Origin of the sequence: Nonomuraea sp. NPDC050536 (assembly GCF_044457685.1) — a bacterium.
GTDB lineage: Bacteria > Actinomycetota > Actinomycetes > Streptosporangiales > Streptosporangiaceae > Nonomuraea.
This window is the reverse complement of record NZ_JBITHD010000010.1, coordinates 67,591-83,238: the sequence shown is the minus strand read 5'-3', so window position 1 is coordinate 83,238 and position 15,648 is coordinate 67,591. Positions and strand designations below refer to the sequence as shown.

Below are 15,648 nucleotides of genomic sequence, written 5' to 3'. Positions count from 1 at the left end.
GGCACGGCCGCTGGGGGAAGCCCTACGCGTCGTCGTGAAAGCGCAGGTCCTCGCGGTCGAGCCGGCGCTGCAACCGGCGCCGGTTCGACTCGCCGATCTCGCCGTCGGCGTACATCCGCTCGAGGAGCACGCTCTGGACGAGCAGCACCTCCCGCCGCACCTGACCGCTCTGCGGATCGTCGTCCTCCAGCTCCAGCTGGTCGCGCACCTTCTTCAGTACGGCGGGCGGCGTCGTCTCCAGGTCCTGCAGCTCGTCCAGGTAGGCCTCGGCGCGCTCAGACAGGCGCGCGACCGCCCTCCGGTACTCCTCCTCCGAGTCGCTCGGCGCGATCGCCAGCCCCGACAGCCGCACCAGCGGCGCCAGCGTGAACCCCTGCACGATCAGCGAGATGACGATCACCCCCGTCGCCAGCACCATGAGCAGCGACCGGTGCGGCAACGGCTGCCCGTCGTCGGTGAGCAGCGGGATCGACAGGGTCGCGGCCAGCGGCACCACCCCGCGCGCTCCCGCCCACGACACGACCGCGGGCACCTGCCACGACGGCCGCAGCCTGCGGTGCAGGATCGCGCTCAGCGGGAACATCCATGCCACCCTGACCAGGATGAGCACCGCCGCGATGGCCAGGACCGCAGGTAGCCACGACTGCTCGTCGGGCGCCAGGCGGCGGATCTGCGTGGGCAGCTGCAGCCCGATCAGGCTGAACACCACGCTCTCCAGCAGGAAGATCACCGTGCCGTAGACGGCCGAGAGCTGCAGGCGGATCCCGGAGTTCGTCAGCTCGTGCTGCCGGATGCCGAGGATCACCGCCGCGACCACCACGGCCGTGACGCCCGAGGCGCCGACGGCCTCGGCCAGCACGTAGGCCGTGTAGGGCGTCAGCAGGGCGATCACGCTTTCCAGCACGGGGTCCTCGGTGCGCCGCCGTACGAACGAGACGCCGATCGCGACCACGACGCCCACCAGGGTGCCGCCGCCGGCCAGCAGCGCGAAGTCGGCCGCGATGCCCTTCAATCCGAGCACGCCGCCGGCGACCGCGGCGCTGACCGCGATGCGGAACAGGATCAGGCTGGTCGCGTCGTTGAACAGGCTCTCGGCCTGCAGCAGCGTCTGCAACCGTGGCGGCAGCGCGAGCCGGCGGCCGAGCGCGGTGACGGCCACCGGGTCCGTGCTGCACAGCACGGCGCCGAGCATGAACGCCAGCGCCAGCGGCAGCGGCGTCAGCCAGGCCGTCACGAAACCCACGGCCGCCGCCGACAGCACCACCAGCCCCACCGCCAGCAGCGCCACCGGCCGCCACACCCGTTTCAGTTCCGGCCAGGACAGCTCCTCACCGGCGGCGTAGATCAGCGGCGGCAGCACGACCAGGCTCACGATCTCCGGCGTCACCTGGATATCCGCGCTGAACGGCAACAATCCGATGACCAGCCCGGCCACCACCAGCAGCGACGGCGCCGGAACGCTGATGCGATCGGCGAACGTGGCCACCACCGTGGCCACGGCAACCAGGAAAAGGACGACCTGAACGCTGTGCACCGAACATCCAAGGTTGATTCGATATCAATCGGGGGCCCTCACCCTGTTCTTCGTGAGTACCGACAACAAGCCTGCCATCTGGGAGATGGTCGTCGTCCACCGCGCCTTCCGCCGGGAGTTCAAGCTGGCCCCCCGGCTCATCAGCCAGGTCGCGCCAGGGGACCGGGCCAGGGCCGAGGTGCTGGCCGACTACCTGACGGAGCTGCTGACCGGACTGCACCACCACCACTCCGGAGAGGACAAGCTGCTCTGGCCGCTGCTGCTCGAGCGCGTCTCCCTCGAAGCCGACCTCGTCCACACCATGGAGGCGCAGCACGAGAAGGTCGGCGCGTGCATCGCCGATCTGGAGGAGCTGCTGCCCGCCTGGCGCGCCGAGGCCGACGCCGGCCGCCGCGACCGGGTCGTGAACACCCTGACGCTGCTCAACGACGAGCTCGTCGCCCACCTCGACCAGGAGGAGGAGCGCATCCTGCCGCTGGTCGCCCAGCACCTCACCGTGGCCGAGTGGGACGCGCTGTCGGAGTACGGGCGCTCGCAGCTGTCCAAGGACCGGCTGCTGATCCAGCTGGGATTCCTGCTCGAGGACGCCACGCCCGCCGAGCGGGACGCCTTCCTCGCCCTGCTGCCCCCGGCGGCCCGGGTGCTGTGGAGGCTCGTGGGGCTGCGGCAGTACCGTAAGGAGTGCGCGAGGGTTCGCGGCATAACTTTTGCCCGATCCTGAGCGTCAAACCTGACATGAAGAAGTTCCAGATCGCCGCGCTCGCGGCCGGGCTCCTGCTGGCGGGCGGCGCCGCCCCCGCCCTGGCGCAGGAGTCCGCCTCGGTCCACCGCTGCGGTACCGCCCAGCTGCAGGTCACGCTGGGCCACGTGGACGCGGGCGCGGGCAACCGATACGCGCCGCTGGTGTTCACCAACCGGTCGGGCACAACCTGCACCCTGTACGGTTACCCCGGCCTCATCATGATCGACAAGCAGGGGGACGCGCTGCGCACCCGGGTCCGCCGCGAGCCGGGCCCCAGGCACACCGTCACCGTCAAGCCCGGCAGGTCCGCCTCAGCCATCGTCCACTGGACCGTCATCCAGGTGGGCTCGGAGACCACGTGCCCGGCGCCCTACCGCCTCATGGTGATCCCGCCGGACGAGACGGCGCACCGCGAGATCCCCTTCGACGTCGGCCAGGTCTGCGACACCGGCCGCCTCGGCATCCAACCCCTCAAGTAACAGCACGGGCCTGATCATCATTGATCAGCCCATGGGGGCAGGGGCCGGACGTGTCGTCAGCGGTGGACGCCGTCGCCTATGGGGGTGAGGAGTGCCAGGTCGGCGCGGCGGGGGAGGCTTTCCCAGTCGCCTTGGGAGGTGACCGCGAAGGCGCCTGCCGCGCACGCTGTGCTGAGACGCTGCTCGGGGGCTGCCCCGGCGAGCCAGTCGGCGAGCCAGCCCGCCGCGAAGGCGTCTCCGGCGCCGACCGGGTCGACCTCCGTCACGGGGAACGCGGAGGCGTGCCGTACCTGGTCGTCGGAGAGCTCGAGGGCGCCGTCGGCGCCGAACTTGAGCAGGACGTGGCGGGGGCCGAGCGAGGCCAGGGCCTTGGCCAGGTCCACGGGGTCAGCGACGTCGGCGATCAGGCGGCCCTCGGCGACCGTGGCGAACAGGATGTCCACCTGCCCGATCGTGTCGCGCAGCCAGGCGCCCGCCTCCTCGGGGGACCACAGGGCCCTGCGGTAGTTGACGTCCAGCGACACGGGTACTCCGGCCGCGCGGGCGGTCTCGACGGCATGCCGTACGGCGTCGCGGGCCTGCCCGGAAAGGGCCGGGGTGATCGCGGAGACGTGGAGCACCCTGGCCGACTGGATGAGTGAAGCGTCCAGGTCGGCGGGGGAGAGGCGGGACCCGGCGCTGCCCGCGCGGTAGTAGCGGACGGCGATGAGGTCGGCCGTGCGGCGGCCCTTGATCATCAGGCCGGTCGGGGCGTCCGGGTCGGAGATGGCGTGGGCGTGGACGCCCTCGCCGAGCAGCGTGGCGCGGACCAGGTCGCCGAACTCGTCGGCGCCGACGCGGCCGATCCAGGTGGCCTCGTGGCCCAGGCGGGTGACGCCGATCGCGACGTTCGACTCCGCGCCGCCGACGCCCAGGTCGAAGTCGCGGGCGAAGCGCAGGGGTCCGGTACGGCGCGCGGAGAACAGCGCCATCGTCTCGCCGAAGGTCACCAGATCGGTCACGCGGGTAAATTACGGCACATCATGCATCGCTGTCATGCGCGCCGATGAGTTTTCCGGCGCGGGGCGGTCTTCTCCATCGCACACAGGAGCCGAGGAGGAGCGATGAGCGTTCTGGAAGAGCGGATGCGGGCCGCGCTCGGTGGCTACACCGAGCGCGGCGAGATACCGGGCCTGGTCGCGCTCGTCCACCACCGGGGCGAGACGCACGCCGTGGCGGCGGGCACGCTGACGGCCGGCGGCGACGTCCCGGTCGAGCGGGACTCGCTCTTCCGCATGGCGTCCCTGACCAAGGCCGTCACCGCCGCGGCGGCGATGATCCTGGTGGAGGAGTGCGTGCTGCGGCTCGACGACCCCGTCGACGAGCTGATCCCCGAGCTGTCGGATCGCCGGGTGCTGCGCAGGCTGGACGGGCCGCTGGACGACACCGTGCCCGCCAGGCGACCGATCACCGTGCGCGACCTGCTGACGTTCGGCATGGGGATCGGGCAGCTGTTCGTGCCGGGTGGCGAGGACTTTCCGATCCTGCGCGCGATGAGTGACCCGGGCGTCGACCGCGGACCCGATGGGCCCGACAACGGGCCCGACGAGTGGCTCAAGCGGCTGGGCCGGCTGCCGCTGATGTTCCAGCCGGGCGCGGCCTGGACCTACAACACCGGGTCGGACGTGCTCGGCATCATGATCGCGCGGGCCGTCGGGCGGTCGCTGCACGACTTCACGACCGAGCGGATCTTCGAGCCGCTCGGGATGCGCGACACCGGGTACTACCTGCCCGCGGGCAAGCTCCACCGGCTGGTGGGGTCCTACCTGCCCGGACCGGTGCCCAGACCGGACCTGCGCGAGTGGGACAAGCCGCCGGTCTTCGCCGCCGGGGGCGGCGGGCCCGGGCTGCTGTCGACCGCCGACGACTACGCCGCGTTCTGCCGCATGCTCCTCGGCAAGGGAGGGAGCATCCTGTCGCGGGCGTCGGTCGAGCTGATGACCACCGACCACCTGACGCCGGAGCAGAAGGCGGGCAACGAGCCGTTCCTCGGCTCGGGCGGCTGGGGATTCGGGGTCCACGTCGCCAACCGGATGGACCACCTGTACACCCGGCCGGGGCGCTTCGGCTGGGCCGGCGGGCTGGGCACCACGGCCTACACCGATCCGGCGGAAGGACTGGTGGGCGTGCTGCTGACCCAGGTCGCGATGACCTCGCCGGTGCCGCCGAAGGTGTTCCAGGACTTCTGGACCACGGTCTACACCTCGATCGACTAGCCGCGCGACGGGCCGTCGTGCACGGCGATCTCGTGCTGGTCGCGCGGGGCGAGGAAGTCGAGCAGCAGCTTCGCCTCCGCCTCGACGGCGTCGAGGCCGGCGATCGGCTCCCACTGGTGGATGTGCAGCGTGGAGGTGCCCTTGGCCCGCGACACGGTCCAGTCGCCGGCGGTGAAGCCGTCCACCAGGATCACCCGCGGCATGACATTTGTGCCCATAAATCCGGACAAGGTGGTGAAGCCCGCGGGCGTGATCACCCGTGACCTGTCCGCGTGGGACAGGAAGAGGTTGTCGAAGTCGTACATCAACCGGACCGGCGCGGGGACATCACCGGAGGGCCGCGGCGCGTCCGGCAGGTCGTAATAGATCGCCCCCGCGGAATCCCTGAACCGCACCAGGTCCATGGACTCCATCACCTCGGCCAGCCGCGTCAGCCCCGACCAGGTCTGCACATCCTTGACCGTGGCAGGCCCGAACGCCCCCAGATACCGCGTCACCAGCTCGGCCGCCGTCATGGCGGGCACCGAGAACCCGAGCCAGGACTCCACCGAGGTGTGCGCCACCGGCCCCGACTTGCCCCACAGCCCCCGCGGCGGCACCTGGACCAGCGGCACCAGCCACCGGACCCCCTGCCCGAGCGCGTGCGGGTCGTTGTCCGGCCACCGCTCGGCCAGCGCCCTGCCCAGCTCGGCGAAGGTCATCGGCCGCTGCTCGAGCAGCGAGCGCCCGAGCGCGGCCAGCTCGTCCAGGTCCACCCCGGCCAGCTGCTTGCCGAACGTGCTGCGCGTCATCCGCTCGGTCACGATCTGCACCAGCGGCCGCATCGCCAGGCAGTCGCGGTCGCTGACCAGGTGGATCGTGGAGCGCTGCAGGGCGATGCGGACCACCTTGCGCGAGGCGAGCAGGTCGGCGGCGTCGGCCGCCTGGAACTCCTCGATCCGGTTCCACAGGCCGGTGTACCAGGTGTGCGGCGTCTGGGCCTGCAGGCCCCCCAGGTGCTCGACGACTTCGAGCGCGCTCCTGGAGGTACGGCGGAGCAGGAGCTGCCGCTCGAGGGTGGCGCGGTTCAGCTCACGGAGGCTGAGGAGGGGATCCATGGCCCTACCGTAGGGGCTATCGCGGCCTGGTTCAGGCCGCGATAGCCTCAGGCCTGCTGGAAAGGGAGCTCCGCTGTCAGCCAGGAGATCAGCGCACTGGGGTTCCTGGTCTGGGTGAGCACCCGGCCCGGTCCGGTGAAGTCGAAGACCAGACCCTCGCCCGACTTGAGCGACTGGATCGTCTTGCCCTCGACCGCCCTGCGCAGGTTGCTGCGGACCGTCTCGTCGTAGGCCACCAGGTGGCCGGTGTCGACCACGATCGTCTCGCCGGGCGCGAGCTCGAACCAGTCGAGCGCGCCGTAACAGCCCAGGACCACGTCGCCCTGGCCCTCGGCCCTGATGAGGAAGCCGCCCTCGCCGCCGATGAGGTTGGACATGCCACCCCACTTGGTGACGATCTCCACCCCGTCGGAGGAGGCGATCCACGACCCGCGCGTCAGCATGAGCGCCCGCCCGTGCTGGACCGGCGCCGCGACCACGTCGCCGGGCAGGTGGTGCGCCACGTCCACCCAGCCGCCGCCCTGCGGCGCGGTGTAGCGGGTGGTGAACAGCGACTCGCCGCCCAGCGCGGAGCGCGCCAGGCCGCGCAGCAGGCCGCCCTCCATCTTGGCCTGCAGCTGGACCCCGGCGCTCGTCGCGCTCATCGCGCCCGACTCGACGCGGACACTCTCGCCACCCGCCAGGTGGCACCGGGCAACGGCGAACGACCCGCCGTGTCTGATTTCTGACTTCATGCCGCGAGCCTCGCTGACCATGGTTGACGGTCTGTTGACGATCACTTGATATGGCCTCTGACCTGCGCGTAAACGTTTCGTATACGCGTCGTTGAGTGGCCGCGTGCACTGTTCTCCCGTCCAATGGGGAGAGTTTTTGGGGGACGGAAACATGCGTTTCGGAGTGCTTGGAAGTGTGGAGCTGTGGCGCGGGGACACCAGGGTCGAGGTGGGCACCCCGCGCAACAGGGCGGTGCTGGCCCGGCTGCTGCTGTCGCGCGGCAAGGTGATCCCGCTCGACCGGCTGATCGACGACCTGTGGCAGGGCGAGGCGCCGCCGCAGGCGCTGTCGTCGTTGCGCACGTTCGTCTGCCAGCTGCGCCGGGTGCTCGAGCCGCGGACCGAGGGGCGCACCGCCCCCAGCGTGCTGGTCACCGAGCCGGGCGGCTACGTGCTGCGCGTGGGCGACGATGAGGTGGACTCGGGCCGGTTCGAGCGGCTGTTCCGCCAGGCGGCCGAGGCGCGCGATCCCGCGCTGGCGCTGCGGCTGCTCGACCAGGCGCTCGGGCTGTGGCGCGGGCCCGCCTATGTCGAGTTCGCGGGCACGCTGTGGGCGGAGGGAGAGATCGCCCGGCTGGAGGAGCTGCGGATGGCGGCCGTGGAACACCGCCTGGACGCGTTGCTGTCCCTGGGCAGGCACGCGGAGGCCGTACCCGAGCTGGACGTGCACGCCCGCGCCCACCCCATGCGCGAGGAGGGGTGGCGGCTGCTGGCGCTCGGCCTGTACCGCTCGGCGCGGCAGGGCGACGCGCTGGCCGCGCTGCGGCAGGCCCGCGGCTACCTGGCCGAGGAGCTCGGCGTGGATCCCGGCCCCGGCCTGCGGCGCCTCGAGGCCGACATCCTGTCGCAGACAGCCTCCCTCGAGCTGCCGCAGGCGCGCCCGATGGAGGAGCCGCAGGCCCTGGTCCGCTGCCTGGGGCGCGACGAGCTGCTCGCAGTGACAGGCGCCGCGCTGGCCGGCGCCGAGGCCGGCTCCGGAGGCAGCGTGGTCTTCGAGGGCGCGCCCGGCTCAGGTCGCACGCAGCTGCTGCGCGCCGCGGAGGCGCTCGCCCAGGTGCGCGGCTTCCGGGTGGCGCACACTCGCACGCATCCGCTCGAACAGGACATCCCGTACGGCGTGGCCAGGCAGGTCTTCGAGCCCATCCTCTGCGCACTGCCCGAGGCCGAGCGGAACCAGGTGCTGAGTGGCGTGGCCGCCCCCGCCGCGGCCGCCGTCTGGGACAACGCCGTCGCCGGACCCGGTGCCACGCACGCCCTCTACTGGCTGGCCGTACGGCTGGCGGAGCGGGCCCCGCTGCTCATCGCCGTCGACGACCTGCAGTGGTGCGACCCCGAGTCGATGCGCTGGCTGGCCTACCTGGTGCGGCGCAGCCAGCGCGTCCCCGTCGTGGTGGCGGCGACCAGGGCGACCGGCGTGGCCGGCCCCGAGGTGCTCGACGAGCTGTGCTCCCTGCTCGGCCCCGTCCGGCTCGGCAGCCCGCCCAGGCAGGCGGTCGAGGCGCTGGCCACCGAACTGCTCGGCGGGGTGCCCGATGCCGGGCTGATCGAGGGCGCGCTGCGGCTCACGGGCGGCAACGCCTTCCTGCTGACCGAGTACCTGGCCGCGGGCGCCCGCCAGGACGGCTGCCCGGCGAGCGTCACCCGGTGGGCGGCCGACTGGCTGCGCAAGGCGGGCACCGGCGCGGTGCGGGCCGCCAGGGCGGTGGCGTTGCTCGACGGGCCCGCCGATCCCCCCGTGATCGCCGAGGCGGCGGGGATGGCGCTCGACGAGCTGGCCGCGGTCCTGCGCACGCTGGTGGAGCTGGGCTTCCTGGCCGAGGACGCGCCGGTCCGCTTCACCCATCCGGTGCTGCGCCAGGCCGTGCTCGCCGACCTGCCGCAGAACGTGCGGTGGCTGGTCAGGACAGGGGCCGGAGCCGCCGTGTAGACGGTGGCGTACGGTGGCTGCATCGTGCTGACCTTCCGGGTCCTCGGGCCGCTCGCCGCACACGTCGACGGCGAGCCGGTCGTGCTGGGCAGGCCCCGGCAGCGCTCGGTGCTCGGGCGGCTGCTGGCCGCCGGCGGCCAGGTCGTGCCCGTCGACCGGCTCATCGACGACCTGTACGCCGACGAGGTGCCGCCCAAGGCGCTGGCCGCCGTCCAGTCGTACGTCTCCAACCTGCGCAGGGCGATCGAGCCCGGCAGGTCGCCGCGTTCGCCCGCCGAGGTGCTGGTCACCCGGCCGCCCGGATACGCGCTTGACCTGGAGGCCGAGGCGGTCGACGCCTGGCGGTTCGAGAGCCTGGTGCGCGACCCCGCCGCGGGGCCCGGCCAACTCGCCGAGGCGCACGCGCCGCCTACCAGGAGTTCGCCGGGTTCCACTGGGCCGATGCCGAGGCCGTCCTGCTGGAGGAGCTGCGGCTCTCGGCGATGGAGCGGCACGCCGCGGCGGTGATCGGGCACGGTGGGGCGGCGCGTGCCGTACCGGATCTGGAGCGGCTGGTCGGTGAGCACCCGTTACGCGAGGGGGCGTGGGCGCTGCTGGCCAGGGCGCTGTACCGGGCGGAGCGGCAGGGCGAGGTGGCGCGCTTGGTCACCTGCTTATCGACCCAGGCGTTGGCGGCGTGCGGCACGAAGCGGTGGACGATCGGGAACAGGTCACTCTCCTCCTCCGCGATGTGCTCCTCCAGTAGTTCGAGCATGCTCGCCAGCGACCGGCCGAGCGCCCCGCAGCGCTCGGCGGCAGGCCTCGAGCAGCGGCGCCAGCGTCTCGTGGTCGTCGGTGAACGGGCTCAGGTCGACCGCCTGGCCGGCCGTACGCTCGATGAGCGGCCACAGCAGCTCGTCCTCGTTGACGTGATGGTGGTGGATCTCCAGCAGCAGCGAGGCCGTGTATCTGCGCATCGCCGTAAGCCGCTCGCCGCGGATCACCACGGGCCCCGACAGCAGCGCGGTGAGCCGCCGCAGGTCGCCGAGCATCGCCCGGTGGATGACGTACATCGAGGTGAGGTCGGGCTCTGGCTCGCCGGTTCGGCGGGGAGCGACTGCGGGAATCTGTACGGTGCTCATGCCGCCAGCCTGGGCGGCGCCTCTTTCCATCCTCTGGTCGCCGACTTGTGGCATCCCGATAGACGCCCGATGGACGAGCGCGTTTATCTCCCGTCAACCAGGCATCGACATGCCCACCCCATCCTCTCTTCTCATGAGTTATCAGCCTTTTTCGCCAGAACAGGCTTACGTGCCCCCGACGCCGCCCGCCCAAACCCTTCCCCCGGACAGGCCGGAGGACCCGAAGGAACCGGAGCGCGGCCGGGTCCTCGAGCTCCTCGAGAAGGTGAGCTCGGTGGCGGTACCGCTCGCGGTGGGCCTGTACGCGATGCTCTACATCGGCTTCCAGGACGTCTACGAGGTCTTCGGCATCACGCCCGAGCAGGCAGGCCTGGAGCAGGCCACGATCTTCGCCCGGCTGCTGAGCACCCTGGTCCAGGTCTTCCTGTGGCTGCTGCCCCTCACCGGGTTCGTCGCCGGGGTCTGCTGGCTGATCAACAAGGCCACCCGCGGCGCGATCGGACGGGGGATCAGCGCGGTCAGGGAGATTCCCTGGGTCGCGGCCGCCGTCGCGGCCGTGCTGTCGGGGGCGGGCTACTGGGCCTACTTCCTGGTCAACGGCACCCTCGACGTGGACGCCGGCACAGCACTGTTCCTGGCCGCGATCGTGGCCGTCTTCGGCCTGCTCATCCCGTACCGGATGATGCGGCGCACCTCCCCGGGCCGTGCCGGCACCAAGGTGCTGACCGGCGTGCTCGTCGGCATGGGTGTGGGCTTCTTCCTCAACATCATGATGGTGGCCGGAGCCCACGACATCTACGTCAACGGCAACGGCAACGAGTTCCTGAAGGTCGTCGGCTTCAAGAACCAGTGGGCCACCGTCCACGACGGCGACAACAAGCCCGTGCTCAAGGACGGCGACAGGGCGCTGGTCCTCGGCGAGATGGAGGGCGCCTACGTGCTGTACAACTGCGGCACCCAGGAGACCGTCCGGCGGCCCGTCGAGGCCACCCTGCTCGGGCAGATCGAGCTCGACCCCGACTTCAGCAACGGCGGCAAGGACAAGGTCGAGCCGTGCGGCTACGCCAAGGAGGAGGGGCAGTAGCCATGTCCCGGGAGCGTCTGCGGTACTGGTTCGACAACACGATGTCGAAGGGCACGCCTGCCCTCATCGGCTGGCTGGCGGTGGCCTCGGCGATCCTCGTCCTGATCGTCACCGCGCTGGCCGCACCCTTCGCCGATGACAACGGCCCCTGGTACAAGATCGCCTGGATGAGCCTCCTGCGCACGCTCGACCCGGGCACCATGGGCGGCGACGAGGGCAGGCCGTTCTTCATCTTCATGATGCTGGTCGTCACGATCGGCGGCATCTTCATCGTCAGCACCCTGGTCGGCGTGCTGACCGCGGGCGTGGAGTCCAAGCTCGACAGCCTGCGCAAGGGCAGGTCCAGGGTGGTGGAGCGGGGGCACACGGTCGTGCTCGGCTGGTCGGAGGAGGTCTTCGCGATCGTCTCCGAGCTGGTCAAGGCCAAGGAGAGCGAGAGCCGCCCGGTGATCGCGATCCTGGCCGACAGGGACAAGCTCGAGATGGAGGAAGAGCTGCGCGGCAGGCTGGGCGACACCGGCAGGACCCGGGTCGTGTGCCGCTCGGGAGACCCCTCGGAGCCGTCCGCGCTCGACCTGGTGAGCCCGGGCGACGCGCACGCGGTGCTGGTGCTGCCCACCGACGACGCCGAGCTGGTCAAGACGCTGCTCGCGCTCGGCAACCGGGACTGGCCCAAGGGGCCGCCGCCGGTCGTGGCGGCGGTCAGCGACAGCGACAACCTGGCCGCGGCGCGCCTGGCCGGCGGGCTGCACGTGGAGGTCGTCGACTCCCAGGACGTGGCCGCCAGGCTGGTGGTCCAGTCGTGCCGCCAGGTGGGGCTGTCGGCCGTCTACAGCGACCTGCTCGACTTCGACGGCGACGAGATCTACATGCGCGCCGAGCCCGCCCTCACCGGCCGCCTGTACGGCGAGGCGCTGTTCGCCTACGACAGCGCCACCCCCATCGGGCTGCGGCTCAACGACGGCCGCGTGGTGGTCAACCCGCCCAGCTCCACCGTGATCGAGGTCGGCGACCAGCTGCTGCTCATCGCCCCCGACGACTCGGCGATCCGCCTGGCCGCCACCCCGCCCCGGGTGCTGCCCGAGGCCATCAGCCAGGCCGTCGACCAGCCCGCCGGGCCGACCAGGACGCTGGTGCTCGGCGACAACTCGCGCAGGCCGCGGATCCTGCGCGACCTGGGCAACTACCTGCTGCCCGGCTCGGAGATCCACCTGGCCGGACCGGAGGCGGTGGATGTGCCGCTGTCGCCGGGCGTGCTCGTGTCGGCCAAGGAGATCGACACCACCAGCAGGACGGCGCTGGAGTCGCTCGGCATCGGCGGCTACGACCACGCGATCGTCCTGTCGGACGACGGTTACGAGCCGCAGAAGGCCGACGCCCGGACCATCGTGACCCTGCTGCACCTGCGTGACATGAACGCCGGCTGCGCGATCGTCAGCGAGATGAACGACGAGCGCAACCGCAGGCTCGCCCAGATCGCCCAGGCCGACGACTTCGTGGTCGGCGGCAAGCTGGTCAGCCTGCTGCTCACCCAGCTGGCCGAGAACCGCTTCCTGGGCCAGGTCTTCGAGACGCTGTTCTCGCCTGAGGGCTCCGAGATCTACCTCAAGCCCGCGGAGGACTACCTGATCCCCGGTGCCACCGCCACGTTCGCCACCGTGATCGAGGCGGCCAGGCGGCGCGGCGAGACCGCGATCGGCTTCCGGCCGGCCGCCGAGACCGGCACGGCGCCGCAGTACGGCGTCCACCTCAACCCCGACAAGTCGACCGGCCTGACCTTCGGGCCCGGCGACAAGGTCATCGTCCTCGCGGAGAGCTGATGGCGCACGATCTGAGGTTCTCGCTGCTCGGCCCGATCCGCGCCTGGCGCGGCGAGCAGGAGCTGGAGCTGGGCTCGCCGCAGCAGCGCCTGGTGCTGGCTGCCCTCGTCCTGGCCGAGGGCAGGACGGTCGGCCAGGACCAGCTGATCGACGCAGTCTGGGGCGAGGCCCAGCCGCGTACCGCGCTCAGCACGCTGCGCACCTACATCTCCCGGCTGCGCGGGGTGCTCGGCGGGTCCGCGCTGCTGTCGGTCGGCGACGGCTACGCGCTGGCCGCGGGCGAGTCGGACCTGGCCGTGATGGAACGGCTGTGCGCCGAGGACAGGTACGCCGAGGCGCTGGCGCTGTGGCGTGGCGAGCCGCTGGCCGGCGTGGACAGCCTCTATGTCCAGGCGCAGCGCGCCCGCCTGACCGAGCGGCGGGTCGCCTTGCTGGAGCGCAGGCTGGAGGCCGACGTCGAGGAGGGCGGGCACGCTGAGGTCATCTCCGAGCTGAGCGCGCTCTGCTCCGAGCACCCCACCAGGGAGCGGCTGCGCGGCCTGCTCATGCTCGCGCTGTACCGTTCGGGACGGCAGGCCGAGGCGATCGGCGTCTACACCGACACCAGGCGGCTGCTGGCCGACGAGCTCGGCGTGGACCCCTCGCCCGAGCTGGCCGAGCTCTACCAGCGGATCATCAGCGCGGACCCGTCGCTGGGCGCCAAGCCGTCCGCTGCCGTCAAGGTGAGCCACGTGCCCAGGCAGCTGCCCGCCGACGTGGCCGACTTCACCGGCAGGGAGCGCGAGATCGGCGAGATGACGGCCGCGCTGCGCTCGGGGGAGTCCTCGGCGCTGGTCATCTCGGCGATGGCCGGCGTGGGCGGGGTGGGCAAGACCACGCTGGCCGTGCACGTCGCGCACCAGCTCGTGCCCGACTTTCCCGACGGGCAGCTGTTCGTCGACCTGCGCGGGTCGGGGCCGCAACCGGCCGACCCCGGCACGGTGCTGGCCTCGTTCCTGCGTGCGCTCGGCGTCGACGAGGCCCCCGAGGAGTCGGCCGAACGCGCCGCGCTCTACCGGTCGGTGCTGGCCGCGCGGCGGGTGCTGGTGGTGCTCGACAACGCCGCCGGGGTCGGCCAGCTGCGGCCGCTGCTGCCCGGGTCGGCGTGCTGCGCCGTCCTGGTCACCAGCAGGAACCGGCTGATCGGGCTGACCGGGGCCCGCCAGGTGGACCTGGAGGTGATGGGACCGGTCGAGGCGCTGCGGCTCTTCTCCAGGATCGTGGGGGAGGAGCGCGTCCAGGCGGAGCGGGGCGCGGCCATGGACCTGGTCGCCGCCTGCGGGTTCCTGCCGCTGGCCATCAGGATCGCCGCCGCGAGGCTGGCGGCCAGGCCCGGCTGGAGCATCGCGCTGATGCGCGACCGGCTCGCCGACGAACGGCGCAGACTGGCCGAGCTGCGCGCGGGCGACCTGGCCATCGAGGCCACCTTCGCGCTCGGGTACGACCAGCTGGACCGCGACCACGCCCGCGCCTTCCGGCTGCTGTCGGTGCCGGACGCGCCCCTGCTGTCGCTCACGGCCGCCGCCGCACTGCTCGACCTGCCCGAGGCGGAGGCGGAGGAGGTGTGCGAGGCGCTGGTCGACGCCAGCATGCTGGAGTCGCCCTCACCGGGCCGCTACCGCTACCACGACCTGCTCAAGATCTACGCCCGCTCCCGCCTGGACCGCCCCGACGAGCAGGTTCCCGCGCTGGCCAGGCTCCTCGACTTCTACGTGGCGAGCACCGCGACCGCCTTCCGCCTGGTGTACGTGGGCGACCCGCGCGGCGACAGGATCGAGACCCGCGCCGCGGGCCTGTCGTTCCCCGACGAGGCCGAGGCGGTCGAGTGGGCGCACGACGAGGAGCAGGGCATCCTCGGCTGCATGGCGCAGGCCGCCGCCACGCCCGGCACGCCGCTGCAGCAGGCGGTGGACCTGTTCGACCTGGCCAGCGACGTGCTCGGCGTCGAGAGCGACCCGGCGCGCTACGAGCGGCTCGGCGACCTGCTCGTGGACGCGGCGGCCCTGCGCGAGCCCGGGCTGGAGGCGCGTACGCGCATGCTGCGTGGTCAGATCCGCGTCAGCCGCAGCCTGCTCGAGGGCGCCACCGAGGACGGCCTGGCCGCCAGGGACCTCAGCCTGGCCTCGGCCGACCTGGTCGGATACGCCGACGCGCTGAACCTGCTCGCGATGTCCGCCCAGTCGGGCTGGCGGCACGAGGAGGCGCTGGAGTGGTTCGCGCAGGCCATCGAGGTGTGGCGCTCGCTCGATGCCAGGGCCGACCTGGCCACGGGACTGGGCAACCTGTCCCGCTCCCTGATCCGGCTCGGCAGGGCGGAGGAGGCGATCGCCACCGCCCAGGAGGCCGAGGCCGTCTCCTTCCAGGTCGAGGGCAGGCGCAGCCCAGACGCCGCCTACCAGCTGGGCATCGTTCTCGGCGAGGCGGGACGGCCCGACGAGGCGATCCCCACGCTCGGCGGCGCGCTGGCCGACTACCGGCGCACCAAGCAGCGCACCTGGGAGGGCGCCACGCTGTTCAGGATGGCCGAGGCCTACCTGGCCGGCGGGCGGCCGCAGCGCGCGCTCGACTGCGCGGAGGACGCGCTGGCGGTGCTGACCGAGGCGGCCGACGAGTGGGGTCAGGGCATGGCGCTGACCGTGCTGGGCCGGTCGCTGCACGAGCTGGGCCAGCCGGGCAGAGCCACCGCCTGCCTCACGGAGGCACTGGAGATCTTCGAGCGTTACGGCCTGCCCGAGGCCGACAGCGTCCGCGACCTGCTGACCTCCGTCTCCACCTGA

13 protein-coding genes and 1 pseudogene are annotated in these 15,648 nt (G+C 72.1%); 9 read left to right on the top strand and 5 right to left on the bottom strand.

The features are described 5' to 3' along the window. Window positions 1-22: 22 nt before the first annotated feature. Window positions 23-1,534: a Na+/H+ antiporter gene (locus ACIBHX_RS26860; protein ID WP_397070009.1), complete on the bottom strand. Its 1,512-nt coding sequence runs from the start codon at window positions 1,532-1,534 to the stop codon at window positions 23-25. 52 nt (window positions 1,535-1,586) lie between these two features. Here ACIBHX_RS26860 and ACIBHX_RS26855 point away from each other — a divergent pair, with 52 nt between their 5' ends. Together ACIBHX_RS26855 and ACIBHX_RS26850 are read left to right on the top strand one after the other, a co-directional pair. Continuing rightward, window positions 1,587-2,255, top strand: a complete 669-nt coding sequence (locus tag ACIBHX_RS26855) for a hemerythrin domain-containing protein (protein ID WP_397070008.1) — start codon at window positions 1,587-1,589, stop codon at window positions 2,253-2,255. A 14-nt stretch (window positions 2,256-2,269) separates the two neighbouring features. After that, a complete protein-coding gene (locus ACIBHX_RS26850; RefSeq protein WP_397070007.1) occupies window positions 2,270-2,755 on the top strand; it encodes a DUF4232 domain-containing protein in 486 nt (161 codons plus the stop codon). Window positions 2,756-2,811: 56 nt separating this feature from the next. Here the strand turns inward: ACIBHX_RS26850 and ACIBHX_RS26845 are convergent, their stop codons facing one another. Next, on the bottom strand, window positions 2,812-3,756 hold the full coding sequence (locus ACIBHX_RS26845) for a sugar kinase (protein WP_397070006.1): 945 nt from the start codon (window positions 3,754-3,756) through the stop codon (window positions 2,812-2,814). A 102-nt stretch (window positions 3,757-3,858) separates the two neighbouring features. On the opposite strand from ACIBHX_RS26845, the gene ACIBHX_RS26840 reads away from it, so the two are divergent. Continuing rightward, on the top strand, window positions 3,859-5,010 hold the full coding sequence (locus ACIBHX_RS26840) for a serine hydrolase domain-containing protein (RefSeq protein WP_397070005.1): 1,152 nt from the start codon (window positions 3,859-3,861) through the stop codon (window positions 5,008-5,010). Here the strand turns inward: ACIBHX_RS26840 and ACIBHX_RS26835 are convergent. Then, window positions 5,007-6,107 (bottom strand): winged helix DNA-binding domain-containing protein, encoded by a 1,101-nt coding sequence (locus ACIBHX_RS26835; protein WP_397070004.1) that lies wholly within the window; start codon window positions 6,105-6,107, stop codon window positions 5,007-5,009. The two genes, ACIBHX_RS26840 and ACIBHX_RS26835, sit on opposite strands and share 4 nt — an antisense overlap. Before the next feature lie 47 nt (window positions 6,108-6,154). Beyond that, window positions 6,155-6,841 carry a TIGR00266 family protein gene (locus ACIBHX_RS26830; RefSeq protein WP_397070002.1) on the bottom strand — a complete coding sequence of 229 codons (687 nt, stop codon included), beginning with the start codon at window positions 6,839-6,841 and terminating at the stop codon, window positions 6,155-6,157. Between the two features lie 151 nt (window positions 6,842-6,992). Between ACIBHX_RS26830 and ACIBHX_RS26825 the strand changes: the two genes are divergently transcribed. The 3 genes and pseudogenes from ACIBHX_RS26825 to ACIBHX_RS26815 all read left to right on the top strand — a co-directional run. Further along, window positions 6,993-8,807 (top strand): BTAD domain-containing putative transcriptional regulator, encoded by a 1,815-nt coding sequence (locus ACIBHX_RS26825; protein ID WP_397070001.1) that lies wholly within the window; start codon window positions 6,993-6,995, stop codon window positions 8,805-8,807. A gap of 24 nt (window positions 8,808-8,831) precedes the next feature. Beyond that, window positions 8,832-9,314, top strand: a complete 483-nt coding sequence (locus tag ACIBHX_RS26820; protein ID WP_397070000.1) for a winged helix-turn-helix domain-containing protein — start codon at window positions 8,832-8,834, stop codon at window positions 9,312-9,314. After that, window positions 9,263-9,379 (top strand): annotated as a pseudogene (locus ACIBHX_RS26815) (BTAD domain-containing putative transcriptional regulator); the annotation flags it as partial. The gene ACIBHX_RS26820 and the pseudogene ACIBHX_RS26815, both read left to right, overlap by 52 nt. Window positions 9,380-9,517: 138 nt before the next feature. Here ACIBHX_RS26815 and ACIBHX_RS26810 read toward each other — a convergent pair. Beyond that, window positions 9,518-9,928 carry a hemerythrin domain-containing protein gene (locus ACIBHX_RS26810; protein ID WP_397069999.1) on the bottom strand — a complete coding sequence of 137 codons (411 nt, stop codon included), beginning with the start codon at window positions 9,926-9,928 and terminating at the stop codon, window positions 9,518-9,520. A 274-nt stretch (window positions 9,929-10,202) separates the two neighbouring features. Between ACIBHX_RS26810 and ACIBHX_RS26805 the strand changes: the two genes are divergently transcribed. From ACIBHX_RS26805 to ACIBHX_RS26795, 3 genes are read left to right on the top strand one after another with little or no spacing between them, the layout of a single operon-like run. Then, window positions 10,203-11,012: a hypothetical protein gene (locus ACIBHX_RS26805; protein WP_397069998.1), complete on the top strand. Its 810-nt coding sequence runs from the start codon at window positions 10,203-10,205 to the stop codon at window positions 11,010-11,012. 2 nt (window positions 11,013-11,014) lie between these two features. After that, window positions 11,015-12,832, top strand: a complete 1,818-nt coding sequence (locus ACIBHX_RS26800; protein ID WP_397069996.1) for a potassium transporter TrkA — start codon at window positions 11,015-11,017, stop codon at window positions 12,830-12,832. Continuing rightward, window positions 12,832-15,648: a BTAD domain-containing putative transcriptional regulator gene (locus tag ACIBHX_RS26795; protein WP_397069995.1), complete on the top strand. Its 2,817-nt coding sequence runs from the start codon at window positions 12,832-12,834 to the stop codon at window positions 15,646-15,648. Before ACIBHX_RS26800 ends, ACIBHX_RS26795 begins: the two co-directional genes overlap by 1 nt.